The organism is Necropsobacter rosorum, assembly GCF_964241405.1.
GTDB lineage: Bacteria > Pseudomonadota > Gammaproteobacteria > Enterobacterales > Pasteurellaceae > Necropsobacter > Necropsobacter rosorum.
This window is the reverse complement of the sequence record NZ_CAXSXF010000002.1, coordinates 246,361-268,887: the sequence shown is the minus strand read 5'-3', so window position 1 is coordinate 268,887 and position 22,527 is coordinate 246,361. Positions and strand designations below refer to the sequence as shown.

General features: G+C 50.3%; 18 protein-coding genes. 11 read left to right on the top strand and 7 right to left on the bottom strand.

Annotated features, from left to right (window positions below; translation table 11 throughout):
• Positions 1-22: 22 nt before the first annotated feature.
• Genes ACESOH_RS05245 through ACESOH_RS05235 form a run of 3 tightly spaced genes read left to right on the top strand, consistent with a single transcriptional unit; the run spans position 23 to position 2,272 of the window.
• A complete protein-coding gene (locus ACESOH_RS05245; protein WP_373100166.1) occupies positions 23-559 on the top strand; it encodes an elongation factor P hydroxylase in 537 nt (178 codons plus the stop codon).
• A gap of 11 nt (positions 560-570) precedes the next feature.
• Positions 571-1,503 (top strand): ABC transporter ATP-binding protein, encoded by a 933-nt coding sequence (locus ACESOH_RS05240; RefSeq protein WP_373100165.1) that lies wholly within the window; start codon positions 571-573, stop codon positions 1,501-1,503.
• A gap of 1 nt (position 1,504) precedes the next feature.
• Positions 1,505-2,272, top strand: a complete 768-nt coding sequence (locus tag ACESOH_RS05235; RefSeq protein ID WP_373100163.1) for an ABC transporter permease — start codon at positions 1,505-1,507, stop codon at positions 2,270-2,272.
• A 106-nt stretch (positions 2,273-2,378) separates the two neighbouring features.
• On the opposite strand, the gene ACESOH_RS05230 is transcribed toward ACESOH_RS05235, so the two are convergent.
• Positions 2,379-2,876, bottom strand: coding sequence for a YbhB/YbcL family Raf kinase inhibitor-like protein (locus ACESOH_RS05230; RefSeq protein WP_373100162.1), 498 nt, complete (start codon positions 2,874-2,876; stop codon positions 2,379-2,381).
• A gap of 298 nt (positions 2,877-3,174) precedes the next feature.
• Here ACESOH_RS05230 and ACESOH_RS05225 point away from each other — a divergent pair, with 298 nt between their 5' ends.
• Positions 3,175-4,569 carry an SLC13 family permease gene (locus tag ACESOH_RS05225; protein ID WP_373100426.1) on the top strand — a complete coding sequence of 465 codons (1,395 nt, stop codon included), beginning with the start codon at positions 3,175-3,177 and terminating at the stop codon, positions 4,567-4,569.
• Between the two features lie 76 nt (positions 4,570-4,645).
• On the opposite strand, the gene metE is transcribed toward ACESOH_RS05225, so the two are convergent.
• From metE to ACESOH_RS05210, 3 genes are all read right to left on the bottom strand, one after another.
• Positions 4,646-6,919 (bottom strand): 5-methyltetrahydropteroyltriglutamate--homocysteine S-methyltransferase, encoded by a 2,274-nt coding sequence (gene metE / locus ACESOH_RS05220; RefSeq protein ID WP_373100160.1) that lies wholly within the window; start codon positions 6,917-6,919, stop codon positions 4,646-4,648.
• 250 nt (positions 6,920-7,169) lie between these two features.
• A complete protein-coding gene (gene pta, locus ACESOH_RS05215; protein WP_373100159.1) occupies positions 7,170-9,308 on the bottom strand; it encodes a phosphate acetyltransferase in 2,139 nt (712 codons plus the stop codon).
• A 67-nt stretch (positions 9,309-9,375) separates the two neighbouring features.
• Positions 9,376-10,578, bottom strand: a complete 1,203-nt coding sequence (locus tag ACESOH_RS05210; RefSeq protein WP_373100157.1) for an acetate kinase — start codon at positions 10,576-10,578, stop codon at positions 9,376-9,378.
• Positions 10,579-10,828: 250 nt separating this feature from the next.
• On the opposite strand from ACESOH_RS05210, the gene yfbV reads away from it, so the two are divergent.
• From yfbV to ACESOH_RS05190, 4 genes are all read left to right on the top strand, one after another.
• Positions 10,829-11,269 carry a terminus macrodomain insulation protein YfbV gene (gene yfbV, locus ACESOH_RS05205; protein ID WP_373100425.1) on the top strand — a complete coding sequence of 147 codons (441 nt, stop codon included), beginning with the start codon at positions 10,829-10,831 and terminating at the stop codon, positions 11,267-11,269.
• 152 nt (positions 11,270-11,421) lie between these two features.
• A complete protein-coding gene (locus tag ACESOH_RS05200) occupies positions 11,422-11,922 on the top strand; it encodes a CvpA family protein (RefSeq protein ID WP_032092796.1) in 501 nt (166 codons plus the stop codon).
• Positions 11,923-11,937: 15 nt separating this feature from the next.
• Positions 11,938-13,449 carry an amidophosphoribosyltransferase gene (gene purF, locus ACESOH_RS05195; protein ID WP_373100155.1) on the top strand — a complete coding sequence of 504 codons (1,512 nt, stop codon included), beginning with the start codon at positions 11,938-11,940 and terminating at the stop codon, positions 13,447-13,449.
• The gene (locus ACESOH_RS05190) at positions 13,439-14,017 is read left to right on the top strand and encodes a UbiX family flavin prenyltransferase (protein WP_373100153.1); all 579 of its coding nucleotides are present in this window, start codon (positions 13,439-13,441) and stop codon (positions 14,015-14,017) included. Before purF ends, ACESOH_RS05190 begins: the two co-directional genes overlap by 11 nt.
• An 80-nt stretch (positions 14,018-14,097) precedes the next feature.
• Here the strand turns inward: ACESOH_RS05190 and ACESOH_RS05185 are convergent, their stop codons facing one another.
• From ACESOH_RS05185 to moeA, 3 genes are all read right to left on the bottom strand, one after another.
• Positions 14,098-14,250, bottom strand: coding sequence for a hypothetical protein (locus tag ACESOH_RS05185; RefSeq protein WP_373100152.1), 153 nt, complete (start codon positions 14,248-14,250; stop codon positions 14,098-14,100).
• Between the two features lie 88 nt (positions 14,251-14,338).
• The gene (gene moeB / locus ACESOH_RS05180) at positions 14,339-15,061 is read right to left on the bottom strand and encodes a molybdopterin-synthase adenylyltransferase MoeB (protein ID WP_373100150.1); all 723 of its coding nucleotides are present in this window, start codon (positions 15,059-15,061) and stop codon (positions 14,339-14,341) included.
• A gap of 3 nt (positions 15,062-15,064) precedes the next feature.
• Positions 15,065-16,285, bottom strand: coding sequence for a molybdopterin molybdotransferase MoeA (moeA, locus tag ACESOH_RS05175; RefSeq protein ID WP_373100148.1), 1,221 nt, complete (start codon positions 16,283-16,285; stop codon positions 15,065-15,067).
• 132 nt (positions 16,286-16,417) lie between these two features.
• Between moeA and folE the strand changes: the two genes are divergently transcribed.
• From folE to ACESOH_RS05160, 3 genes are all read left to right on the top strand, one after another.
• The gene (gene folE / locus ACESOH_RS05170; RefSeq protein WP_032092791.1) at positions 16,418-17,074 is read left to right on the top strand and encodes a GTP cyclohydrolase I FolE; all 657 of its coding nucleotides are present in this window, start codon (positions 16,418-16,420) and stop codon (positions 17,072-17,074) included.
• A gap of 168 nt (positions 17,075-17,242) precedes the next feature.
• The gene (locus ACESOH_RS05165) at positions 17,243-19,615 is read left to right on the top strand and encodes a TonB-dependent receptor plug domain-containing protein (RefSeq protein ID WP_373100147.1); all 2,373 of its coding nucleotides are present in this window, start codon (positions 17,243-17,245) and stop codon (positions 19,613-19,615) included.
• Between the two features lie 62 nt (positions 19,616-19,677).
• Entirely contained in the window at positions 19,678-22,449 is a 2,772-nt protein-coding gene (locus ACESOH_RS05160) for a M16 family metallopeptidase (protein WP_373100145.1), read from the top strand.
• Positions 22,450-22,527: the final 78 nt, after the last annotated feature.

Sequence of the window (22,527 nt, the reverse complement as noted above, 5' to 3'; positions counted from 1 at the left end):
TTTTGATTGATTTGGAGTTTTGATGGAACATCGTCTGGAAGACATTATCGCGATTTTTAATCGGTGTTTTGCATGGGAATATAACACCCGGTTAGTCAAAGGCGGCGAAGAACCGCTTTATGTGCCGGCCAATGCGGATTGTCCGTACAACGCGATTTATTTCGCTCGCGGCTTTTACAGCAGCGCACTGCATGAGATTGCGCACTGGCTGGTGGCGGGTAAGGAACGGCGTAAGCTGGAGGATTTCGGTTACTGGTATGAGCCGGACGGGCGGTCGGCGGCGCGCCAGCGCGAATTTGAAAAAGTGGAAGTCAAACCGCAGGCGATTGAGTGGATTCTGGCTACGGCGGCCGGTTTTCGCTATATCGCCAGTGCGGATAATTTAAACGGCGATCCGGGCGATACGCAGCCATTTAAACAGGCGGTTTATGCTCAGGTGAAAGCCTATGCGGAAAACGGTTTGCCGAAACGTGCGGAAACGCTGCGTCAGGCGCTGGCGGCATTTTATGCCACACCGGACGGCATTGATTTAACCCGCTTTGATATAAGCAAAATTTAATTGAGAACATTATGTTTGCATTAGAAATTAAAGGATTAACCAAAGAATATAAAAACGGCGTCAAAGCGTTGCACGGCATTGATTTAACCGTGCAGGCGGGGGATTTTTACGCCTTGCTGGGACATAACGGTGCGGGAAAATCCACCACTATTGGCATTATCTGCTCGCTGGTGAACAAAAGCGCGGGCAGCGTGCGGGTTTTCGGCGACGATCTGGATAAGGATTTAAGCCGCCTGAAACAGCACATCGGTTTAGTGCCGCAGGAATTTAATTTTAATCAGTTCGAAAACGTTATTGATATTTTAGTCAATCAGGCGGGCTATTACGGCATTGCGCGCAAAACCGCTCTGGCGCGGGCGGAAATCTGGCTGAAAAAACTGGATTTGTGGGATAAACGTCATCAGCAGTCGCGCCGTTTATCCGGCGGGATGAAGCGCCGGTTAATGATCGCCCGCGCCTTAATGCATCATCCGAAGTTATTGATTCTGGATGAACCCACCGCTGGGGTAGATATTGAATTGCGCCGCACCATGTGGGTATTTCTGCGCGAATTGAATCTACAGGGAACCACCATTATTCTGACTACCCATTATCTGGAAGAAGCGGAAATGCTGTGCCGCAATATCGGCATTATTCAGCAGGGGCGTTTGGTGGTGAATATGCCGATGAAAGATCTGCTGGCTAAACTGGAAACGGAAACCTTTATTCTGGATCTGGCGATGAAAAGCCCGCTTCCTCAAATCCAGCATTATCGGCTGGATTATGTGGACGCCAATACCATTGAGGTGGAAGTCCGGCGCGAACAGGGATTGAACCAGCTGTTCGCCCAGCTTACCGAGCAGGGCATTAAAGTATTGAGTATGCGCAACAAAGCCAATCGATTAGAAGAATTATTTGTTTCCATGGCGTTGAATAAACCGCATGAAGATGGACAGGGAGCCTAACATGACACAATCCTGGATTGCCTTTACCACGATTTTAACCAAAGAAATCCGCCGCTTTACCCGCATTTGGGTGCAGACATTGGTGCCGCCGGTGATTACCATGACCTTATATTTTGTGATTTTCGGTCAGTTAATCGGCAGCCGTATCGGCGAAATGAGCGGTTTCAGCTATATGCAGTTTATTGTACCGGGGCTGATTATGATGTCGTCGCTGACCAATGCGTTCGCCAATGTGGCCTCTTCTTTTTACAGCACCAAATTCGCGCGCAATGTGGAGGAGTTGCTGATTTCGCCCACCTCACCGCATATTATCATTCTCGGTTATATGGCGGGCGGTATGGCGCGCGGCATCGGCGTCGGCATATTGGTGACCATGGTTTCGCTGTTTTTCGTTTCTTTTGATATTCATGCCTGGTGGGTGATTGCCGTCACCTTATTGTTGACGACCGCCACGTTTTCGCTGGGCGGGCTGATTAATGCGGTGTTTGCCCGTTCGTTTGACGATATCAGCATTATTCCCACTTTTGTGTTGACGCCGCTGACTTATCTCGGCGGGGTGTTTTATTCCATTTCATTGCTGCCGCCGTTCTGGCAGGCGGTCTCCAAACTGAACCCGATTGTTTATATGATCAACGGTTTTCGTTACGGCTTTCTCGGCATCAGTGATGTAGGGCTGACTTATACATTCGGCGTATTGGCGTTATTTATCACCGCACTTTACGGCCTCGCCTTTTACCTGATTAAACAAGGCGTCGGGTTACGCAGCTAATAATGTTAAGAAGTTAACCAAAAAGTGCGGTAGAAATTGTTAACGTTTTTTGGTTAAAAAATCGACCGCACTTTTTCTCGTTTAGCACCGCTTGGCATCAGGGCGGTTAGACATCGTAGGTTCCCATAACGCTCGCCTGAGCCAAAATATGCCCCTGCATGGCAAAATGCAGATCATTAAAGCGGAATCCGGTCGGCAGATCGAGTTCACAGTCCAGCGCATAGACGATTAACTCATAGCGATGCCGGCAATTCGGCGGCGCCATACCGCCGTAAAAAGCGGCTTCCGTAATATCGAATTTGCCCAGCACGCTGGCCCAGCTGTTGGCGCCCTGTACATAATCGGTGGCATGTTGGCTTTCATTTTCCTGTACCGAACGGCGTTTTAGATTAGCGATAAGCCAGTGGATCCAAACAAAGCCGCTGGCGGTAATCGCATCTTTATCTTCCAGCACCACGGCAAAGGATTTGGTTTCGGCCGGTGCATCCTGAATTTCAAAGGGAATGGAGTAGGTCGGCATGCCGTTCGGGCTGAACTGTGTGCCGCGCTTGCCGTATTTGTCTGCAAAAACCCCCTGTTGAATGGCTGAACTGGTGACGTGCATAGATCCTCCTTATTGGTTGAATATGTGCCGATATAGCGTTTGAATCGCTTGAGTATAGCATAAAATTCCTCGCCGGCAGGGCATTAAACCCGAACTCGATTTAACAAACGCCGGCAAAATAGCTGTTTAAATTAACAAATTTAACCTAAAATTCACATAATATCACGGAAAATACAAAGTAAAACCGATTTGTTTGAATGCGATCACATTACAAATCATAGGTTTCCATTACAATCAAACAAGATATTAATTAACCAGCGGAGAGGTGTGTATGAATGTGGCGCAGTTTTGGCAGGCAATGAAAATCGTGCGTAACCGAAATGTTGTCTTGTTCTTTTTTTCTGTCGTTTTTGCTTTGGGGATGACATTATTGTTTTCCGACGAGAGCTTTTCTTCGATCCAGAATTATGTGCTGTTTTTACTGTTTTTTGCGGTCTGCCTGTGGGTGACGGAAGCCATTCCGCCGTTTTCCGTCAGTATTCTGATCGTCGGCTTTCTGGTTCTGGTGATGGGCAAAAGCGAAGCCTATGATGCCTTTCAGTATCTGCAAACTTGGTCGGACAGCGTTATCTGGCTGTTTCTGGGCGGTTTTTTTCTGGCGGAAGCGATGAAAAAGACCAAATTGGATTTGCGCTTGCTGAAGATTGTTCTGCCAAAATTCGGTACCGAACCCGCCCGCGTGTTATGGGGCTTGATGCTGGTGACGGCGGTGATGTCCATGTTGATGAGTAACACCGCCACCACGGCGATGATGATTGCCACAATCAGCCCGTTATTTACTCGGCTGGCGAGCGGTTCGAACCTGTCCAAAGCATTATTACTGGGCATTCCGGCGGCGGCCTCGGTCGGCGGTATGGGAACGATTATCGGTTCGGCGCCGAATGCTATTGCCGTCGGCGCGCTGGAAAAACTGGGGTATCCGATTTCCTTTTTAGAATGGATGATGGTCGGCACGCCGCTGGCGCTGGTGTTACTGCTGATTTTCTGGCGGGTTTTAGTGAAAAAATATCAGGTGGATCGGGAAGCGCCGCTGGATTTCGCTTTTCTGCGAGAAACGGCGGCGGTACAGTCCAATCGGGCGGAAAATCTGCAAAAAACGGTCGTTTTAATCGTTTTGGCGGTAACGTTATTCTGCTGGCTGACCTCCAAATGGATTGGTATTCCGGTGGCGGCCGCATCGGGTATTCCGATCGTCTGTCTGACCATTACCGGCGTTCTGGATGCAAAAGATATCCGTCAGCTGCCGTGGGATACGCTGATGCTGGTGGCGGGCGGTCTGGCGCTGGGCTTGGCGATTGAAGAACAACGCATTGCGGCGCATTTTGTGGAGCAGATCAGCCATATTCAGGTCAGTTTTATCACGTTGCTGGTTTTATTCGGCTTTATTACCGTCGTGTTGTCGAATTTTATGAGCAATACTGCGGCGACCACCATTTTGATCCCAATGGGCGTGTCTTTATTGGCGATGGTCGGCGGCGGGGCGGAAATTAATTCGCTGATTTTGCCGCTGGTTATCGGGCTGAGCGCCTCCTGCGCCTTGTTTTTACCGGTTTCGACGCCGCCGAATGCCATTGCCTTCAGTACCGGGTTAATTAAGCAATCGGAATTTCGCTTAGGTGGAGTGATTATCGGCTTTTTGGGGCCGGCGTTAAGCATTATCTGGACGCTGACGCTAATCACCTTATTTTATTGACGGATTCTCGGCCAAAATAAACCGCACTTTAAGCCGGTCGGCACTAAAGTGCGGTAGTTTTTGGCGATGTTTTTGGTTATGCGGCAAACTCAGCGCGTAATTTTTTGGTGACGTCAACCATCACTTTCAACTGCGCGACAGTTTCCGGCCAGCCGCGGGTTTTCAAACCGCAGTCCGGATTCACCCATAAGCGCTCTTTCGCTACCACTTTCAGCGCTTTGCGCAATAAATGCTCGATTTCTTCCGCTTTCGGCACGCGCGGGCTGTGAATATCGTACACTCCCGGGCCGATGTCGTTCGGGTATTTGAAATCGGCGAATGCGTTCAACAGCTCCATATCGGAACGGGAGGTTTCGATAGTGATTACATCCGCATCCAGCGCGGCAATTGCCGGCAGAATATCGTTAAATTCGGAATAACACATATGCGTGTGGATTTGCGTATCATCCTGCACGCCCATATAGCTTAGCCGGAACGCTTCACCCGCCCATTGCAGATAGGCATCCCAATCCGCGCGTTTTAACGGCAACCCTTCGCGGATAGCCGGCTCATCGATTTGAATCACTTTAATGCCGGCCTTTTCCAAATCCAATACTTCGTCGGACAGCGCCACGCCGATTTGCTTACAGACGGTGGCGCGCGGAATATCGTTGCGCACGAACGACCATTGTAAAATCGTTACCGGCCCGGTCAGCATGCCTTTCATCACTTTGTCGGTCAGGCTTTGCGCATAGGTTGACCAGCGCACCGTCATCGCTGCCGGGCGAACGACATCACCGTAGATCACCGGCGGTTTCACACAGCGCGAACCGTAACTTTGCACCCAGCCGAATTTGGTGAAGGCAAAACCGTCCAGCAGTTCGCCGAAATATTCCACCATGTCGTTGCGCTCCGCTTCGCCGTGAACCAGCACGTCCAGATCCAGCTCTTCCTGACGACGCACCACATAGGCGATTTCTTTTTTCATCGCCGCTTCATAATCGGCCGCGCTGAGCGTGCCTTTTTTAAACCGGGCGCGAGCCTGACGGATTTCCGCCGTCTGCGGGAAAGAACCGATAGTGGTAGTCGGCAGCAGTGGTAAGTTTAACCAGGCATTTTGTTTTTTAATTCGTTCGGCAAACGGCGATTGACGTTGATCCGCTCCCGCCGGCAACTCGGCCAATCGCTGTGCCACCTGCGGACGGTGAATTTCCTGACTGTTCGCCCGAGCCTGTGCGGCGGCCTGACTGGCGGCCAGCTCGGCGCTGACTGCGGCGCGACCTTGCTCAAGTGCGGTCTTAATTACGCGTAATTCCTGAATTTTCTGCAAGCTGAATGCCAGCCACTCATACAATTCCGGTTTGTCGGCTTGCAATTGGGTTTCGACGGCTAAATCGTACGGCGTATGCAGCAGCGAACAGCTCGGCGCGATCCATAAACGCTCGCCGAAGGTCGCTTTTAACGGTTCAAGTACATCCAGCACGTCGTTCAGATTGGCGCGCCAGATATTACGGCCGTCGATCACCCCGGCGGATAACACTTTGTCATAATCGCTGAAAGCGGCAAGCTGTTCCGGTGCGCGCACTAAATCAAGATGTAAACCGTCAACCGGCAAGGCTTTTAACCATGGGGCATGCTCGGCCACGGAACCGAAATAGGTGGCAAGCAATAATTTCGCTTTGACGCCGGCAAGGGTGCGATACGCCTCCTGATAAGCGGCCAGCCATTCCGCCGGCAGATCCACCGCCAGTGCCGGTTCGTCGATTTGGATCCATTCGGTACCTTCCGCCGCCAGCGCATTGAGGATTTCCACATAAACCGGCAACAGCTTAGGCAATAAATCCAAACGATTAAATGTCGAGCCTTTTTCTTTACCCAGAAAGAGGAACGTCAGCGGGCCGACAATCGTCGGTTTGACGTTAAATCCGAGCGCTTTTGCTTCACGGATTTGTTGCACATAATGCGCCGGATTGGCATTAAATTCGGTCTCTTGGCTAAATTCCGGCACCAGATAATGATAGTTGGTATCAAACCATTTGGTCATTTCGATCGCAAATTGTTCTTGGTTGCCGCGCGCCAGCTGGAAATATTGCGCCAGCGTCAGATTGCGGCCGTCAAAACCGAAACGTGCCGGAATCGCGCCGGTGGCAACCTGAAGGTCCAGAATATGATCATAAAAGGTGAAATCGGCGACCGCCACATAGTCCGCATTTGCCGCCGCCTGATGTTTCCAGTTGATTTCGCGCAGCGCTTTGGCAATATCCAGTAAGTCCTGTTCGGCGATGTCGCCGCGCCAGTAACGTTCCTGGGCAAATTTAAGTTCGCGTTTTGCGCCTACGCGCGGAAAACCGGATAAGTGAAATGTCGTCATGTGCTGCTCCTGTTTGTATTATAAACCGTTTTCATTAAATAGACGTCTAAACGTCTCTGTGAGGTTTATAATGCCGAAAGCCGGTGTATTATGCAATATCATAATTTTCACAAATTACATGAATGAAATTAATGAACCGGATAGAAAAAGGGGAGCGAAAGAGACTGATTCGGACAAAAACGGTGAAAAAAATGACCGCACTTTAGATTAAACGGCTAAAGTGCGGTCATTATTGGCAAAGTTTATCGCCTTATTGGGTCGCCTGAATGGCGGTCAGCGCAATGGTGTAAACGATATCATCCACTAAGGCGCCGCGGGACAGGTCGTTAACCGGTTTGCGCATGCCTTGTAGCATCGGGCCGATGGAGACCAGATCCGCCGAACGCTGTACCGCTTTATAAGTGGTGTTACCGGTGTTCAGATCCGGGAAGATAAACACGGTGGCTTTACCGGCGACCGGTGAATTCGGCGCTTTGGAACGCGCCACGTCTTCCATCACGGCGGCATCGTATTGTAACGGGCCGTCGATAATCAGATCCGGGCGTTTTTCCTGCGCGATGCGGGTCGCTTCTTTCACTTTTTCCACATCCACGCCGCTGCCGGAAGAGCCGGTCGAGTAGGAGATCATCGCCACTTTCGGATCAATCCCGAAGGCTTTGGCGGAATCGGCGGACTGGATAGCGATTTCCGCCAGCTGTTCTGCCGTCGGATCCGGATTGACCGCACAGTCGCCGTAAACCAAAACCTGATCCGGCAACAACATGAAGAAAATCGAGGAAATAATCGAATTGCCCGGTGCCGTTTTAATAATCTGCATCGGCGGACGAATAGTATTGGCGGTGGTGTGTACCGCACCGGAAACCAGACCGTCCACTTCACCGGCTTCCAGCATCATGGTGCCGAGCACGACGGTATCTTCCAATTGTTCGCGCGCGGATTGTTCGGTCATGCCTTTGTTTTTACGCAGCTCAACCAAACGCGCCACATAATTTTCGCGCACGCTTGCCGGATCAATCACGGTAATACCCGCGCCCAGTTTCACGCCCTGCGCATCGGCAACCCGTTTAACATCCACCGGATCGGCCAACAGTACGCACTCGGCAATGCCGCGTTCCGCACACAGCGAGGCGGCTCTGATGGTACGCGGTTCATCGCCTTCCGGCAGAACGATGCGTTTTTTCGCCGCGCGCGCCAGTTCGGTCAACTGTAAACGGAATGCCGGCGGAGACAGGCGCTGCAAACGAGAAGATTCGGCAACGATGTAGTTGATGAAATCGGCATCGAACTGTGCCGCCGTATATTGTTTGATGTTTTCGATACGATCTTTATCGTCAACCGGCACTTCCAGATTAAAACTTTGCAAGGTCAGCGCTGTCTGCCAGGTATTGCCTTCAATGCGGAAGATCGGTAAGCCGGATTTTTGGAACGACGGCAGACATAATTTCTTAATTTGGCTGTCGATTTTATATCCGCCGGTTAGCAGTATCCCGCCCAGTGCGATACCGTTGCTGGCGGCCAATGCGGCGGCGACCAATACATCGGGACGATCGGCGGAAGTCACCAGCAGGCTGCCGGTGCGGAAGTGTTCGACCATGTTGGTTAAGGTTCTGGCGCAGAATGTAATACCGCGGATACGACGGGTTTTGATTTCCCCTTCGTTAATGATTGCCGCGCCCAAATGGTTCACCAGATCGATGACGCGGGTAGCGATAAGTTCGGCGTTCCAAGGAATACAGGCCAATACTTTGATCGGGCTGGCTTCAAACAGTTTGTACACTTCGGAGGCGTTATTATGGCTGTGCTGATAGGCGTCGAAAATTTCGTTTAGATCCGGACGGGTACGGCCGGTTTCATCGATTGGTGCGTTAAATTTATTAATCACAACCCCTAACAGATTCGGGTTGTGGCGGCCGCCGAACTGAGAAGCCGCGGCTTCCACGCGTTCTTTCAGTTCTGCCGGCGTTTCGGTAGCCGGTGCGGCGACCAGAATGATTTCCGCATCAAGCGCCTGTGCGATTTCATAGTTAATGCTGCTGGCGTAAGCGTGCTTACGGGTCGGGATCAGCCCTTCTACAACGATGATTTCATTGTTTTTGCAAAGGCGCTGATGATTTTCAACGATTTTTTCCAATAGTACATCGGATTGATTCTGACCGATTAAACTTTCCGCCACACTTAGCATGAACGGTTCGGCGGTTTCCAGCGTCGTGCTGGTGCGGACGATGGAAGTGGTGCGGTCGATTTTATCTTCGTCGGTATTCGGCTGGGAAATCGGTTTCATAAAACCGATTTTAGCGCCTTTTTGTTCCAGAGAACGGATTAAGCCGAGGCTGACGCTGGTCAGACCGACGCCGGCGCTGATTGGGATGAGAATAATGGTGCGTGACATAATAAACCTTAATAATCTGTGTAATTAAAAACAAACTGCCGAGAATGTCGGCAGTTTGTGAGTAATGTTAGATACAAAGACGTGCTGTATCCTGTGCGATGACCAATTCTTCATTAGTCGGGATAACCATGGCGATAGGCGTATTGTCTGCGGTGATTACCCCTTCATTGCCGAAACGGGCGGCAAGATTTTTTTCCGTATCCAGCTGATAGCCGAATAATTTCAGATGCTGCAAGGTGATTTCGCGCACATGGGCGGAGTTTTCACCGATACCGCCGGTAAATACGATGGCATCCAGCCGTTCGCCGATAACGGCCATGTAAGAACCGATATATTTGGCTAAACGGTAGCAGAATACATCCAGTGCGCGTTTGGCCGGTACTTCTTTTTCATAATTGTCTTCGGCGTAACGGCAATCGCTGGTTACTTCGGTTAAACCGAGCAGGCCGGATTTTTTAGTCAGCAGAATGTTGATATCTTCCACCGACATGCCCAGATTGTTGTGCAGATAGAAAATGATCGCCGGATCCAAATCACCGGAACGGGTACCCATCACCAAACCTTCCAACGGCGTCAATCCCATAGAGGTATCGATACATTTACCGTGGCGAACCGCCGCAACGGATGCGCCGTTACCCAAATGGCAGGTAATGACGTTGACTTTATCTTCCGCAACGTTCAGACGCTGTGCCGCCTGACGGCTGACATAGAAGTGGCTGGTGCCGTGTGCGCCGTAGCGACGGATGGCGTGTTCTTTATAAAGGGAGTACGGCAGCGCGTACAGATAGGCTTCTTCCGGCATTGTGGTATGGAATGCGGTATCGAATACCACCACGTTTTTTTCTTTTAAGTGCGGGAACATTTTGAAAGCTTCTTTGATCCCGATTAAGTGAGCCGGATTGTGCAGCGGCGCAAACTGAATCGCATCTTCGATACCTTTAATCACTTCATCGGTAATAATGACGGAAGAAGTGAATTTTTCACCGCCGTGCACGATACGGTGACCGATTGCCACAACTTCGTCTTTTAAAGACGGATCCAATGAGAAAATATTATTCACGATAAAGGCGAGCGCTTCGCTGTGAGCCGCACCTGCGCCTAAATCCGCATTGCTTTTTTCGCCATGTAATTTCCATTTAATGCGAGCTTCCGGCAAATTAAACGCTTCAGCCAAACCGGACAGTTTTTCTTCTCCGGATACCGGGTCTAAAATGGAAAATTTCAATGAGGAGCTGCCGCAGTTAAGCACTAGGACTAATTTTTGTGACATAAATAACCTATTTTTGATTTGAGTTAAAAGAAATCAGCTCGAATACTGAGCCAGACACATAAAGTCGTGATTGCGCAATAGGATACACCTTTCGGCCGGCAAAATAAATTCTGAACGTTAAAAAATGCGATTTTTCTCGGAAAATGATTAAAATTTAACATGCCGGAATAAAAATCAGCACGGCGATTTTGTGCTAGAATAGCCGCCGGGAAAATTTCAGTGATTAACGGGTGACGGTGTTATAACGATGATGGGAATTTATGCGATCTGTAAACGGGGACAGCGCTATTTAACCAGCTGGCCGGCGGAAAATAAACTCGGCATGATTTTTCCGGAAAACCGGATCATTAAAAGCACCCTTTTCGGGCAGAAATTTATGCCTTTTGTGGCGGTGTTTGCCGTGGCTTGGCAGCAGGTTTATAGCAAAGGTGACGGCGCGGCGCTGGCGATTGCGCTGTTGACCGCGCTGTTCGCGCTGAGCTTGCCGCTACAGGGATTATACTGGCTGGGAAAACGGGCGCAGACCCCGTTGCCGGCACAAAGTGCGGTGTGGTTTGATAAAATTTGCGCCCGTTTGCACGCGGTGAATGAAACGGTTGTGCCGCCGGCCCGGCCGACCTATCAGGACTTGGCGGAGGTGCTGAGCAAAGCGCAGAAAAAACTGCCGCCGGATTTCTGGCAGGAAATTTAACCCTTGTTTTGCCGCGTCATGAGCAGTGATCACGCCGCGGTTTGGTATTAACCGAAGGAATTTATTGAAAACCGTAATTAAACTGCGCAAACGGTTTCGTTTTTTGCTAGAATAGTGCGGTCGTAAATTGTCCTGTTTGTTAGAGATTATTAATGAACAATTATATTGACCTGATTATTATCGGAATCATTATTTTTTCCGTGATTGTAAGTTTATTACGCGGTTTTGTGCGCGAAGTGATGTCACTGGCCAGTTGGGTAGTGGCTTTTTTAGTGGCAAATCATTTTTATCCTTACCTCGCCAATTATCTCACCCAGATCGAATCGGTTTATGTGCGTAACGGAAGCGCTATCGGCATCCTGTTTCTCGCCACCTTAATTGTCGGCGCCATCGTCAATTACATTATCGGTCAGTTAGTGGATAAAACCGGATTAAGCGGAACGGATCGCGTGTTAGGCGCCTGTTTCGGCTTTTTGCGCGGCGTACTGATTGTTGCGGCGTTATTGTTTTTTGTGGATACCTTTACCAATTTCAGCCAGACCGAAGTGTGGAAATCGTCAAAATTAATACCGCACTTCGGTTTTATCGTCGAGTGGTTTTTTCAACAGCTACAGGCGAATTCAAGTTTATTAAATTCAACCTTAACTAAATAGAGGATCAGCACCAATATGTGTGGTATTGTCGGTATTGTCAGTCACAGTCCAGTGAATCAATCCATTTATGATGCGTTAACCTTGCTGCAGCATCGCGGGCAGGATGCGGCGGGAATTATCACCGTTGATGATGAGAACCGTTTCCGTTTGCGCAAAGCCAACGGTTTGGTCAGTGACGTATTTCAGCAGGTTCACATGCTGCGTTTGCAGGGAAATGCCGGCATCGGGCATGTGCGTTATCCGACGGCGGGCAGCTCCAGTGTATCCGAAGCGCAGCCGTTTTATGTGAATTCGCCGTACGGCCTGACGCTGGTACACAACGGTAATCTGACCAATTCCGAACAGCTGAAAGAAACCCTGTTTAATCGTGCGCGCCGTCATGTCAACACCAATTCGGATTCGGAAGTTTTGCTGAATATTCTGGCCTATCATCTGGATCAGATTGATACCCGTCATTTGTCGGCGCAAGATATTTTCCGGGCGATTAAAGAAACCCACCGGGATATTCGCGGCGCCTATGCCTGTGTGGCGATGATTATCGGTCACGGCATGGTGGCGTTCCGCGATCCGCACGGCATCCGTCCGCTGGTGCTGGGCAAACGGGAAGAAAACGGCAAAACCGAATATATGTTTGCCTCGGAAAGCATTGCACTGGATGTGGTCGGGTTTGAATTTGTGCGCGATATTGCGCCCGGCGAAGCGGTGTATGTCACCTTCGACGGCGAACTGTATGCCGAGCAATGCGCCGATAATCCGCAGTTGACGCCTTGTATTTTCGAATATGTCTATTTTGCCCGTCCGGATTCTTATATCGACGGCGTCTCCGTGTATGCCGCCCGCGTGCATATGGGCGAGCGTCTGGGCGAGAAAATCGCACGCCAGTGGCGCGATCTGGATATTGACGTGGTGATTCCGGTGCCGGAAACGTCCAACGATATTGCTTTGCGCATCGCCCATGTGCTGGGTAAACCGTACCGTCAGGGATTTGTGAAAAACCGTTATGTAGGACGCACGTTCATTATGCCGGGACAAACCCAGCGGGTCAGTGCGGTGCGGCGTAAACTGAACACCATTTCATCGGAATTTAAAGGCAAAAACGTACTGTTGGTAGATGATTCCATTGTCCGCGGTACGACCTCCGAGCAGATTGTGGATATGGCAAGAGCGGCCGGCGCAAATAAAATTTATTTTGCCTCCGCCGCGCCGGAAATTCGTTATCCGAATGTGTACGGCATTGATATGCCGACCAAGCACGAGCTTATCGCTTACGGCCGCAATGTGGACGAAATCGCCCGTTTGATCGGCGTAGATAAACTGATTTTTCAGGATTTGGATGCGTTAACCGGTTCCGTTCAGCAGGAAAATCCGGCGATTCAGGCGTTCGACTGTTCGGTGTTTACCGGTGAATATGTGACCGGTGATATTACGCCGGATTATTTGGATACGATCGCCGGGCTGCGCAACGATAAGGCGAAGAAAAAGCGCGAGAAAGACGCCACTAACCTTGAAATGCATAATGAAAGATAAACAATCGCTGATTATCGGCATCACCGGGGCATCCGGTGCGATTTACGGCATCCGTTTGCTGGAGGTGCTGAAAAATCTGCCGGATATTGAAACGCACTTGATTATCAGCCACGCCGCGAAACGAACGATTGCTGCCGAAACCGATTATTCCGTCGCGCAGGTGCGCGCGCTTGCGGATGTGAATCATGATGTGCGGGACATCGGCGCGGCGGTATCATCCGGTTCTTACCGCACGCTGGGGATGTTGATTGTGCCTTGTTCAATCAAAACCTTGTCCGCGGTGGCGCACAGTTACAGTGATGATCTGATAAGCCGTGCCGCGGATGTGTGCCTGAAGGAGCGTAAACCGCTGCTGTTGTGCGTGCGCGAAACGCCGCTGCATTTGGGGCATTTGCGCCTGATGACGCAGGCGGCGGAAATCGGCGCGCAAATAGCGCCGTTAATGCCGGCCTTTTATCATCGTCCCGCCAGCGTGGATGATCTGATTAATCAGAGCGTGAACCGGTTATGCGATCAATTCGGTATTGTTCTGCAAAAGGATCTGTTTCCGCGCTGGGGAACAGGATAGGCGGTAGGCGTAAATTCGGCAAGTGAAAAAAGCAAAGGGAACCTCGGTTCCCTTTATTGTTGTCGTGGCGAGGGCAAGGATCAGCGCGGGCCGCCGTTTCCGTGTCCGCCGGCGCCGCCCCCTTGCTGCATCATCGGGCCGCCGCCACCGCCGCCGTGCGGGCCGTGCCAAGGAAGAAAACAACCGCTCAAAAATGCGCTCAGCAGAGCCACTGCCATCAGTTTTTTAATCATACATACTCCTCAACTATAACGTATTGACTAATGGCGCAGGATTAAAACAGATAAATCTTAAGAAAAGCTTAAGCCGCCGCATTATCTTTTATGCCGGCAGTTTAATTTCCCGGACGTTCATATTGAGTCCGTCGATCATCAATAACCGACCGCATAAATTCTTGCCGATATTTAACCGCACTTTTATTGCTTCCAGCGCCTGAATCGCACCGATAATGCCGACAATCGGCGACAGCACGCCCGCTTCCACGCAGCTGAGTTCGTTGTCGCCGAATAAGCGGCTGAGACTGTGATAAGTCGGCGTTTGCGGCGCGTAAGTAAATACCGAAACCTGTCCTTCCATGCGGATGGCGGCGCCGGAAACCAGCGGCGTCCGACTTTGCTGACAGTGGCGATCCAATTGGTTGCGGGTGGCGACATTATCGGTACAATCCAGCACCACATCCGCCCGGCGGATTAACTCGGCGAGCGGTTCGTCATCCAATATGCGACTGACGGTATCGATTTGAATGTGCGGATTAATCTGTTGCAGGGCGATTTTGGCGGATTCCACTTTTAAGTTATCCAGACGGCTGTCATTATGTAAGATTTGGCGCTGTAGATTGGACAGGGAAACTTTGTCGAAATCCAGTAAAATCAATGTGCCGACGCCCGCCGCCGCCAGATATTGCGCGGCGGCGCAGCCCAATCCGCCGAGACCGACGATCAGCATGGTGCTGTCTTTCAGTTTTTCCTGACCGTCGAAATCCACCTCTTTCAGTACGATCTGGCGGTTGTAACGGTATTCTTCCGCCGCAGTAAGTTCTGTCATAAATTAACCTAATATATCGTTGAACGGTTCGATTGTCACCGTTTCGCCGGCGCCGACATCGCCGCGTTCGGCCTCAAGCACAATAAAACAGTTGCTTTTAACAAATGAACTGAACATATGCGAGCCCTGAAAACCGATGGGCGCCACTTCAAGTTGTCCTTGTGCGTTCAGTTGGTAGTTGCCGCGCTGAAAATCCTGTCTGCCGGGGGCTTTTTTCAGCTTGACGGCGGCAACTGCCGGTAAACGGCGCGGCGGTTGCCAGGCCGTGTGTCCGCTTAATTTGGCGATGGCCGGCTGAACCAATTGATAAAAGGTCACCAACGCGGAAACCGGATTGCCCGGCAGCCCGCAGAACCAGGCATTTTCCAGCTTACCGAAAGCGAAAGGTTTGCCCGGTTTGATGGCGATTTTCCAGAAATTAATCCGACCGATTTTTTCCAGCACGGTTTTGGTGAAATCCGCTTCGCCCACGGAAACCCCGCCGCTGGTAATCACCAGATCCGCCTGTTGCTGGGCGGCGATAAACGCCTGTTCGAACTGTTGTTCATCGTCGGGCAAAATGCCGTAATCCAGCACTTCGCAGTTCAGTTTTTCCAGCATCAGTTTAACGCTAAAACGGTTGGTATCGTAAATTTTCCCTGTGCTTAACGGCTGACCTACCGGCACCAGCTCATCGCCGGTGGATAAAATTGCCACCTTCAGGCGCGGCAGCACCGCCACCTCGGCAATGCCTAGTGAGGCGAGCAGCGGCAGGGAAAGTGCGGTCAGTTTTTCGCCGCTTTTTAATGCCACTTCGCCTTGTTTGATATCCTCGCCGCAGCGACGGATATGCTGTCCGGCTTTCGGCATCTGTTTAAAGGTGACGGTACCGTCGGCGTGACATTCCGCCTCTTCCTGCATAATTACCGCGTCGGTGCCCGGCGGAAGCATCGCACCGGTCATAATCCGCACCGTACTTTGTGCGCTCCATTCGCCCTGAAACGGGCTGCCGGCAAAGGATTTTCCGATCACGTTCAAACGCATGGAGCGGTGTAAATCCGACAGGCGCACGGCATAGCCGTCCATCGCCGAATTGTCGAACGCCGGAACATTGATGGGCGAAACCACATCCTGCGCGCAGATGCGGTTAACCGCCTGATCCAGCTTGATGATTTTCGCATGAGCGGATGACGGGGAGGGCAGTTGTACCAACATTTGGTTTAAAGCTTGAGCGAGACTGAGCATAGCAGATTCCTTTTTCGATAAAATACCCGATTATTTTACTTATTTTTTTCATAGGATCTAACGATTATTCTCATTTTATTATTGTTTTGTTGTCTGGTAGAATAGCCGGATTAATCATTCATGGAGCGGGAAATGAGTAGTATTTCACCAGAAGCGGAGAAGGTGCGTCGTGCGCTGATAGAAAAAGGGATAGAAACGCCGACAATCGCACTTAACCGGACAAAAACACAACGGCGCGCGGGCATCGAACGGCATATGCGCGAAGTGATGAAATTAATCGGCTTAGACTTAAGCGACGACAGCCTTGAAGAAACGCCCGCCCGTCTGGCGAAAATGTTCGTCGATGAAATTTTCAGCGGTCTGGATTACGCCAATTTCCCTAAAATCACCAATATCGAAAACCGGATGAAAGTCAGCGAAATGGTGTTAGTGAATGATGTGACGCTGACCAGCACCTGCGAACATCATTTCGTGACGATCGACGGTATGGTTTCGGTGGCGTATTATCCGAAAAAATGGGTGATCGGCTTATCTAAAATTAACCGTGTGGTGGCTTTTTTCGCCCAGCGCCCGCAGGTACAGGAACGGCTGACGGAACAGATTCTGCTGGCGTTTCAAACCATTCTGGAGACGGAAGATGTGGCGGTATATGTCAAAGCCACGCACTTTTGTGTAAAATGTCGCGGCATCAAGGATACCAACAGTTACACGGTCACCTCGGCATTCGGCGGTATTTTCCTCAATGATCGGGAAACCCGCAAAGAATTTTTAACGCTAATCAATAAATAACCCCCACGCCGGCAGCCTGTTCCGGCGTTTTTTATTCCTTTCCATAAACTGAAGTTTAATATCAGATTTTATTTAATCATCTTTTCTTTACTCCAAAGTCCGTTTAATTTAAAATTAAAACGATAATAATTATCATTTACTTAATTTTATCTTTTAAGGGACCATTTAATGTTTAATTACAATAAAAATCTGGTTGCGGCGCTCATCAGTTCCGTATTATCCACCGGTTTATATGCCGCACAGGCCGGTAATGCCGATTCCAATAATAAACTGGCAGAGATTGTCGTCTATGGCGAACAAAACCGCTCTTTATCCTCAACTCAGACCATTCGCCGCGAAGAGATGCGCAAAACACCGGCGGCAAACGGCAATATTTCCGATTATTTGGCTTCTGATCCGCATGTGCGCTATGAACACAGCGACAAAGACGGCTTGTCGCGCGGCGAAATTAAGCCGGAGAATATTTCGATTAACGGCGCGGATGCGAATCAAACCGCTTATTTTGTGGATAATGTAAACATAAATAATGATTTGACCGTTGACAGCGAAATTTTTGACGGCTCATTGCAGACGGTGCCGGGGCTGAGCAGCACTCAGGCGTATTTTTTTGATGCGACGATGCTCTCGAAAGTAGAACTGCATGACAGTAATATTTCCGCCAGTTTGGGCGGTTTTACCGGCGGTGCGGTGGTGGCGAAAACCAAACAATATGACGGCCACAATCGGGTCGGCTTAAAATACCGTACGACGCATTCGTCCTGGGCAAGAATGAAAACCGATGAGTCGTTACGCAAAACCCTGGCTCAGGTTCGGCCGGATAATAGCGGTGCGGCGATATTTCAGCCGAAATACGGTAAACAGTTTTTCGCTTTGACGGCGGAACAAGGATTAACCGATAACTTAGGCATGGTGTTCGGCTTCAGCCGCCGAACCAGCCGGATTGAACAGAACCGCTTGATTCGTCCGGAAAAAGATAAACCGGCTCAGCTGGACAAAGAAAACCATTCGCGTCTGGCCGATACGGCATTGCTGAATTTTAATTATACGCCGGATGATACGAATCGTTTCGAGCTGGGCTTGCGTTATTCCGGTTATAAAGAAACCAAATATTATCAGGATAATATCGACAATAACGTGGATGATTATCATAATGCCTACGGCATGACATTATCCTGGGTACACGCCTTTGATTCGGGCGTGTTGACCAATACCTTGGCCTATGATCAGTTTGTTGATAAACGTAAATCGCGCGCCGACAGTGTGGAAACCGTCTCTGTCTATGATGATAATTATGATGTGCTATACAGCTATGAAAAAGGCGGTTGGGGCGACAGCGAGCTGACGCAGCGGAATCTGCATTTTTCCACCGAATATGCCGTAAATCCGTTTCATTGGGGTAATGTCGGCCATTCCGTTTCCTTGGGCGCTATCTATCAGGCAACCGCTTACCGCTTTCACCGGCCGAAACCGGTGAAGACTAAAGTGATTGATATTTATCCCGATTCCGCTCCCAGAGTGTTGCTGGAAGAAACCGTGCCGGCCGGCAGGGTGAAAACCGACTATCGGAATATCGTCTTTTATGCGGAGGATTTAATCACATGGCGGAATGTGGAATTGCGTCCGGGTATTCGCGCCGAACGGGACGATTACTTAAAAAACAACAATATCGCACCGCGCTTTGTGGCGCGTTATAGCCCTTGGGCGGACACCAAGTTCAGTTTAGGTCTGAATCGCTATTACGGGCGGTCTTTTTCCTCCTTTAAACTCACCAATGAAATTTTACGCCTGAATAACGATACTTCAAGACAGCATCAGGCATTCGGCTCGCTGAAAACGCCTTATGCCGATGAACTGAGTTTAGGCTTTGAACAGCATATTGCCAACTGGGCGCTGAAACTGAATTATATTCACCGTAAAAATAAAAACCGCATCGTACTAAAACGCGATAACCGCAAAACCGTGTATCGTAACGGCAATGATTTCGGTGTGGATGTGTACACCCTGCAACTGAATAATATTGAGCCTTGGGAATGGGGAAACAGCTACTGGAACGCCAGTCTGGGCTTTGATTGGCTGAATACCAAACGCGCCGACCTGAATAAAGATCTCAATCCGGATGAGCGGGTTTATTTAGACGGTAAATTCATGACGCGGCGGCAAATGGAACAAAAAGTCAACAGCAGTACGGAAGACTGGATTGTGCGCGCCGGGCTGGATATGAGCATACCGGATTATGCGATCACTTGGTCGAACAGATTGTATGTGAAAGCACCGATAAGAGGTTATGAGCAGATAAATTCCGATGCCGAACCCATTTCGCGTTATCGCTCTTTTGACTACGGCACGCATTATCAATGGGACAGCAGCGTGCGCTGGCAGCTGCCGCTGAGCGGTACGCATTCCGCCTATCTTCAGCTTGATGTGTTAAATGTGCTGAATAAAGTGCGGCAGAAATCCTCGAAAAGTCTTTCCACCTCCGATGAATACGGGATTTACAGTGCCGGTCGTGAGTTCTGGCTGGAAGTCGGCTATAACTTCTAACCGATGATCATAACAACATCTGCGCGATAATGTGCGCAGATGATTTTTCTATCGTGATGTTTATGAAAAAATATCTATTTTATTGCCTGACTTTATTGCTGCTGTCCGGTTGTCATAGCGCGCTGGTGCCGGATCGGGACGAACAGGCGTTGCCCTTTGATCCGGACATCGCTTATGGCCGTCTGGATAACGGGTTACGCTATTATATTATGCCCAATGATCAGCCCGCCGGCCGGGTGTATATTCGTTTAGTGGTGAATGCCGGTTCGATGAACGAAGAGGATGATCAGAAAGGCGTGGCGCATATTGTCGAACATATGGCGTTTAACGGCACCCGGCGTTTTCCGCAAAATCAGATTATCGATGCGCTGGAACGGCTGGGGATGAAATTCGCCCGCGATATTAATGCCTTCACCGATTTCGAGAATACGGTTTATACCTTAAATCTGGCGAATAATGATCCGGCGCGTTTGGCGCTGGCTTTTGAAGTGATTCACGAATGGATGAACCATGTCACCGTCCTGCCGGATGATTTGGCGGCAGAGCGCGGCGTGGTGCTGGAAGAATGGCGTTCGCGCTTAAGCCCGATGCTGCGTCTGGGGGATAAAAAAAGTGCGCTGGAAATGGCCGGCTCACGCTATGTATTACGAGATCCTATCGGCGATGTTGATGTGATAAAAACCGTTTCCGCCCGGCGGGTGAAGGATTTTTACCGCAAATGGTATCGCCCCGATAATATGGCGGTTATTGTGGTCGGCGATATTGATAAACGCCATATAAAAGCCTTGCTGAACACGAAATTAGCGGCATCGGCGGCGCCGTTGCCGGCGCTGGAAAACATCGACTACCGGATTCCGCTGATTAACCGTTGGCGTCTGGCCACCATTGACGAGGCAGGCATCAGTTCGCCTTCCATTGAACTGAGTTTATTCACCGAGTTTGCCGCGCAAAATACCCGCGCGGAATATCGTGCGGAACTGATTCGCCAGATTCTGATTCGGCTGGTGAATGTCAGACTGCAACAATGGGAAAACCGGCAAAGTGCGGTCAGTTCTGCGAATTTTTATCAGCGCCATCCGGGCAAATATAATATTCAGCATCTGTTTTCCGTGCAGCTGTCCGATACCCGCTATCAGGATGCGATTACCGCGCTGTTCGGTTTTATTGCCGACCTCAAACAACAGGGCTTTAGTGAGCAGGAATTGCAGGATGAAATTGCGCGTCTGCAAAAGCGGAATGAAAGACAGCTGGAAATCCGGGTCGGCAGTTTAAAGCTGGCGGATGATTTAATCCCGGTTGCGGCAAACGAACAGGTCAGTTTAAACCCGCGCGACAGATACGAATTAAACCGGCAACTATTAGCGACCGTGACGCCGGCGGAGGTGAACGCCGATTTTCGTCAGCTCATGGCGCAGCCGGCGAAGCTGCTGCTGATTACGCAACCTTATCCGGCGAAAAAGCTGCCGTTTAACGTGACGGATATTGAACGCCAATGGGAACATGCCGCCGCCACAACGCAACAAACGGCGGCGCGCACGGAACATAACGCGTTGTTGCCACCGTTAAATCTGCCGCCGGCGCCGGTCAGCAAAGCGGTTTATCATCCGCAGGGCAATATTACGGAATTTACCCTACACAACGGCAGCCGCCTGATTTACCATTATTCGGATAAGCAACCGGGACAGGTGTATTTTAAAGCGCTGACCGACGGCGGATTGCGTTCCGTGGCGCAGGCGGATTATCACCGGCTGCGCGCCGCCGTGAGCATGGTGGACGAGACGGGAATCGGCACGTTGTCACAGGAACAAATGCAGCATTTATTTACCCAAAAGCAGTTGGTCTTTTCCACCTTATTGAATGACGATTATCAGGGCTTTGTGGGCGTTGGCAAAACCGATGCGCTGGAAACGCTGATGACATTGTTTCGTCTCAAACTGGCTGCCAGCCCGATTTCGCCACGCGTGTGGCGGCAATACAAACAGGAAACCGCACAGTATTTTGCCGACGCCGATAAAGAAACCGAATTTATGCAGGCGGTGGCCGCACGGCGTTATCCCGGCTCGGAAACCGTGTACAGCCGGCATAAGGCGCAGAGCCTGAATGCCGACGGCGCAACCTTATCCCGCTTATACCAGAGCATGATTAACGGAAAAACGGATTTCACTTATTTTATTATCGGCGATGTGCCGGAGGCGACCGTTAAATCGCTGGCGGAAAAATACCTTGCCAATGTCGAGGTTAAACGCCAGCATCGCACTTTCCGGCCGTTGCGCGCCAGCGTGCCGGCGCAGCGCTTTGTGCTTAAGGGACTGACGGAGCCGAGAGCCGAAGTGGAATTATATTTAACTGCGGAAAATCACTGGCGGGCGGAAGACGAATATCTACTGGAGGTGTTGGCCGATATTATGCAGGAAAAACTGCGCATCACGTTACGCGAGCAACAAAGCGGCATTTATTCCGTCAACACTTGGTTGTCGCAGGAGCCGCACAGCACGCAGATTGAAGGCAAAATCACCTTCAGCTGTGCGCCGGAACGGGCGGACGCGTTGCTGGATTTAACTCACCGGATTTTGGATCAACTGGCCGAACAGGGGATAAGCGAACAGGAAGTGGCAAAAAAACGGGCGGAAAAGCAAATACAGATTAAACAGCAGTTTGATTCGTTGCTGTATGTGGCGGAAAAGATCGAACAGAGCTACCGCTTGGATCATTCGCCGCGCCTGATTTATTTGTATCAGCAGCTGGATCAGATTGTCACGAAAACAAATCTGGATCGCGCCGCGGCACGCGTACTGAAACGCAGCGGACGCTTTGAGGCCATTCTGACCCGTTAAAAAGTGCGGTAAAAAAAAGACGGATTTTTTAATAAAAAGGCGCGCCGATTGTGATTAAAGCGGGTTAAAAGTGCGGTA

Bases quoted from the DNA above. Each gene is read 5' to 3' on its own strand.
- ACESOH_RS05235 (WP_373100163.1), top strand. From the start codon at position 1,505: ATGACACAATCCTGGATTGCCTTTACCACGATTTTAACCAAAGAAATC.
- ACESOH_RS05190 (WP_373100153.1), top strand. From the start codon at position 13,439: ATGAAAGATAAACAATCGCTGATTATCGGCATCACCGGGGCATCCGGT.
- metE (WP_373100160.1), bottom strand. From the start codon at position 6,919: ATGACGACATTTCACTTATCCGGTTTTCCGCGCGTAGGCGCAAAACGC.
- ACESOH_RS05165 (WP_373100147.1), top strand. From the start codon at position 17,243: ATGTTTAATTACAATAAAAATCTGGTTGCGGCGCTCATCAGTTCCGTA.
- ACESOH_RS05245 (WP_373100166.1), top strand. From the start codon at position 23: ATGGAACATCGTCTGGAAGACATTATCGCGATTTTTAATCGGTGTTTT.
- ACESOH_RS05230 (WP_373100162.1), bottom strand. From the start codon at position 2,876: ATGCACGTCACCAGTTCAGCCATTCAACAGGGGGTTTTTGCAGACAAA.
- pta (WP_373100159.1), bottom strand. From the start codon at position 9,308: ATGTCACGCACCATTATTCTCATCCCAATCAGCGCCGGCGTCGGTCTG.
- moeA (WP_373100148.1), bottom strand. From the start codon at position 16,285: ATGCTCAGTCTCGCTCAAGCTTTAAACCAAATGTTGGTACAACTGCCC.
- ACESOH_RS05210 (WP_373100157.1), bottom strand. From the start codon at position 10,578: ATGTCACAAAAATTAGTCCTAGTGCTTAACTGCGGCAGCTCCTCATTG.
- ACESOH_RS05240 (WP_373100165.1), top strand. From the start codon at position 571: ATGTTTGCATTAGAAATTAAAGGATTAACCAAAGAATATAAAAACGGC.
- moeB (WP_373100150.1), bottom strand. From the start codon at position 15,061: ATGACAGAACTTACTGCGGCGGAAGAATACCGTTACAACCGCCAGATC.
- ACESOH_RS05185 (WP_373100152.1), bottom strand. From the start codon at position 14,250: ATGATTAAAAAACTGATGGCAGTGGCTCTGCTGAGCGCATTTTTGAGC.
- purF (WP_373100155.1), top strand. From the start codon at position 11,938: ATGTGTGGTATTGTCGGTATTGTCAGTCACAGTCCAGTGAATCAATCC.
- ACESOH_RS05225 (WP_373100426.1), top strand. From the start codon at position 3,175: ATGAAAATCGTGCGTAACCGAAATGTTGTCTTGTTCTTTTTTTCTGTC.
- folE (WP_032092791.1), top strand. From the start codon at position 16,418: ATGAGTAGTATTTCACCAGAAGCGGAGAAGGTGCGTCGTGCGCTGATA.
- yfbV (WP_373100425.1), top strand. From the start codon at position 10,829: ATGGGAATTTATGCGATCTGTAAACGGGGACAGCGCTATTTAACCAGC.
- ACESOH_RS05200 (WP_032092796.1), top strand. From the start codon at position 11,422: ATGAACAATTATATTGACCTGATTATTATCGGAATCATTATTTTTTCC.
- ACESOH_RS05160 (WP_373100145.1), top strand. From the start codon at position 19,678: ATGAAAAAATATCTATTTTATTGCCTGACTTTATTGCTGCTGTCCGGT.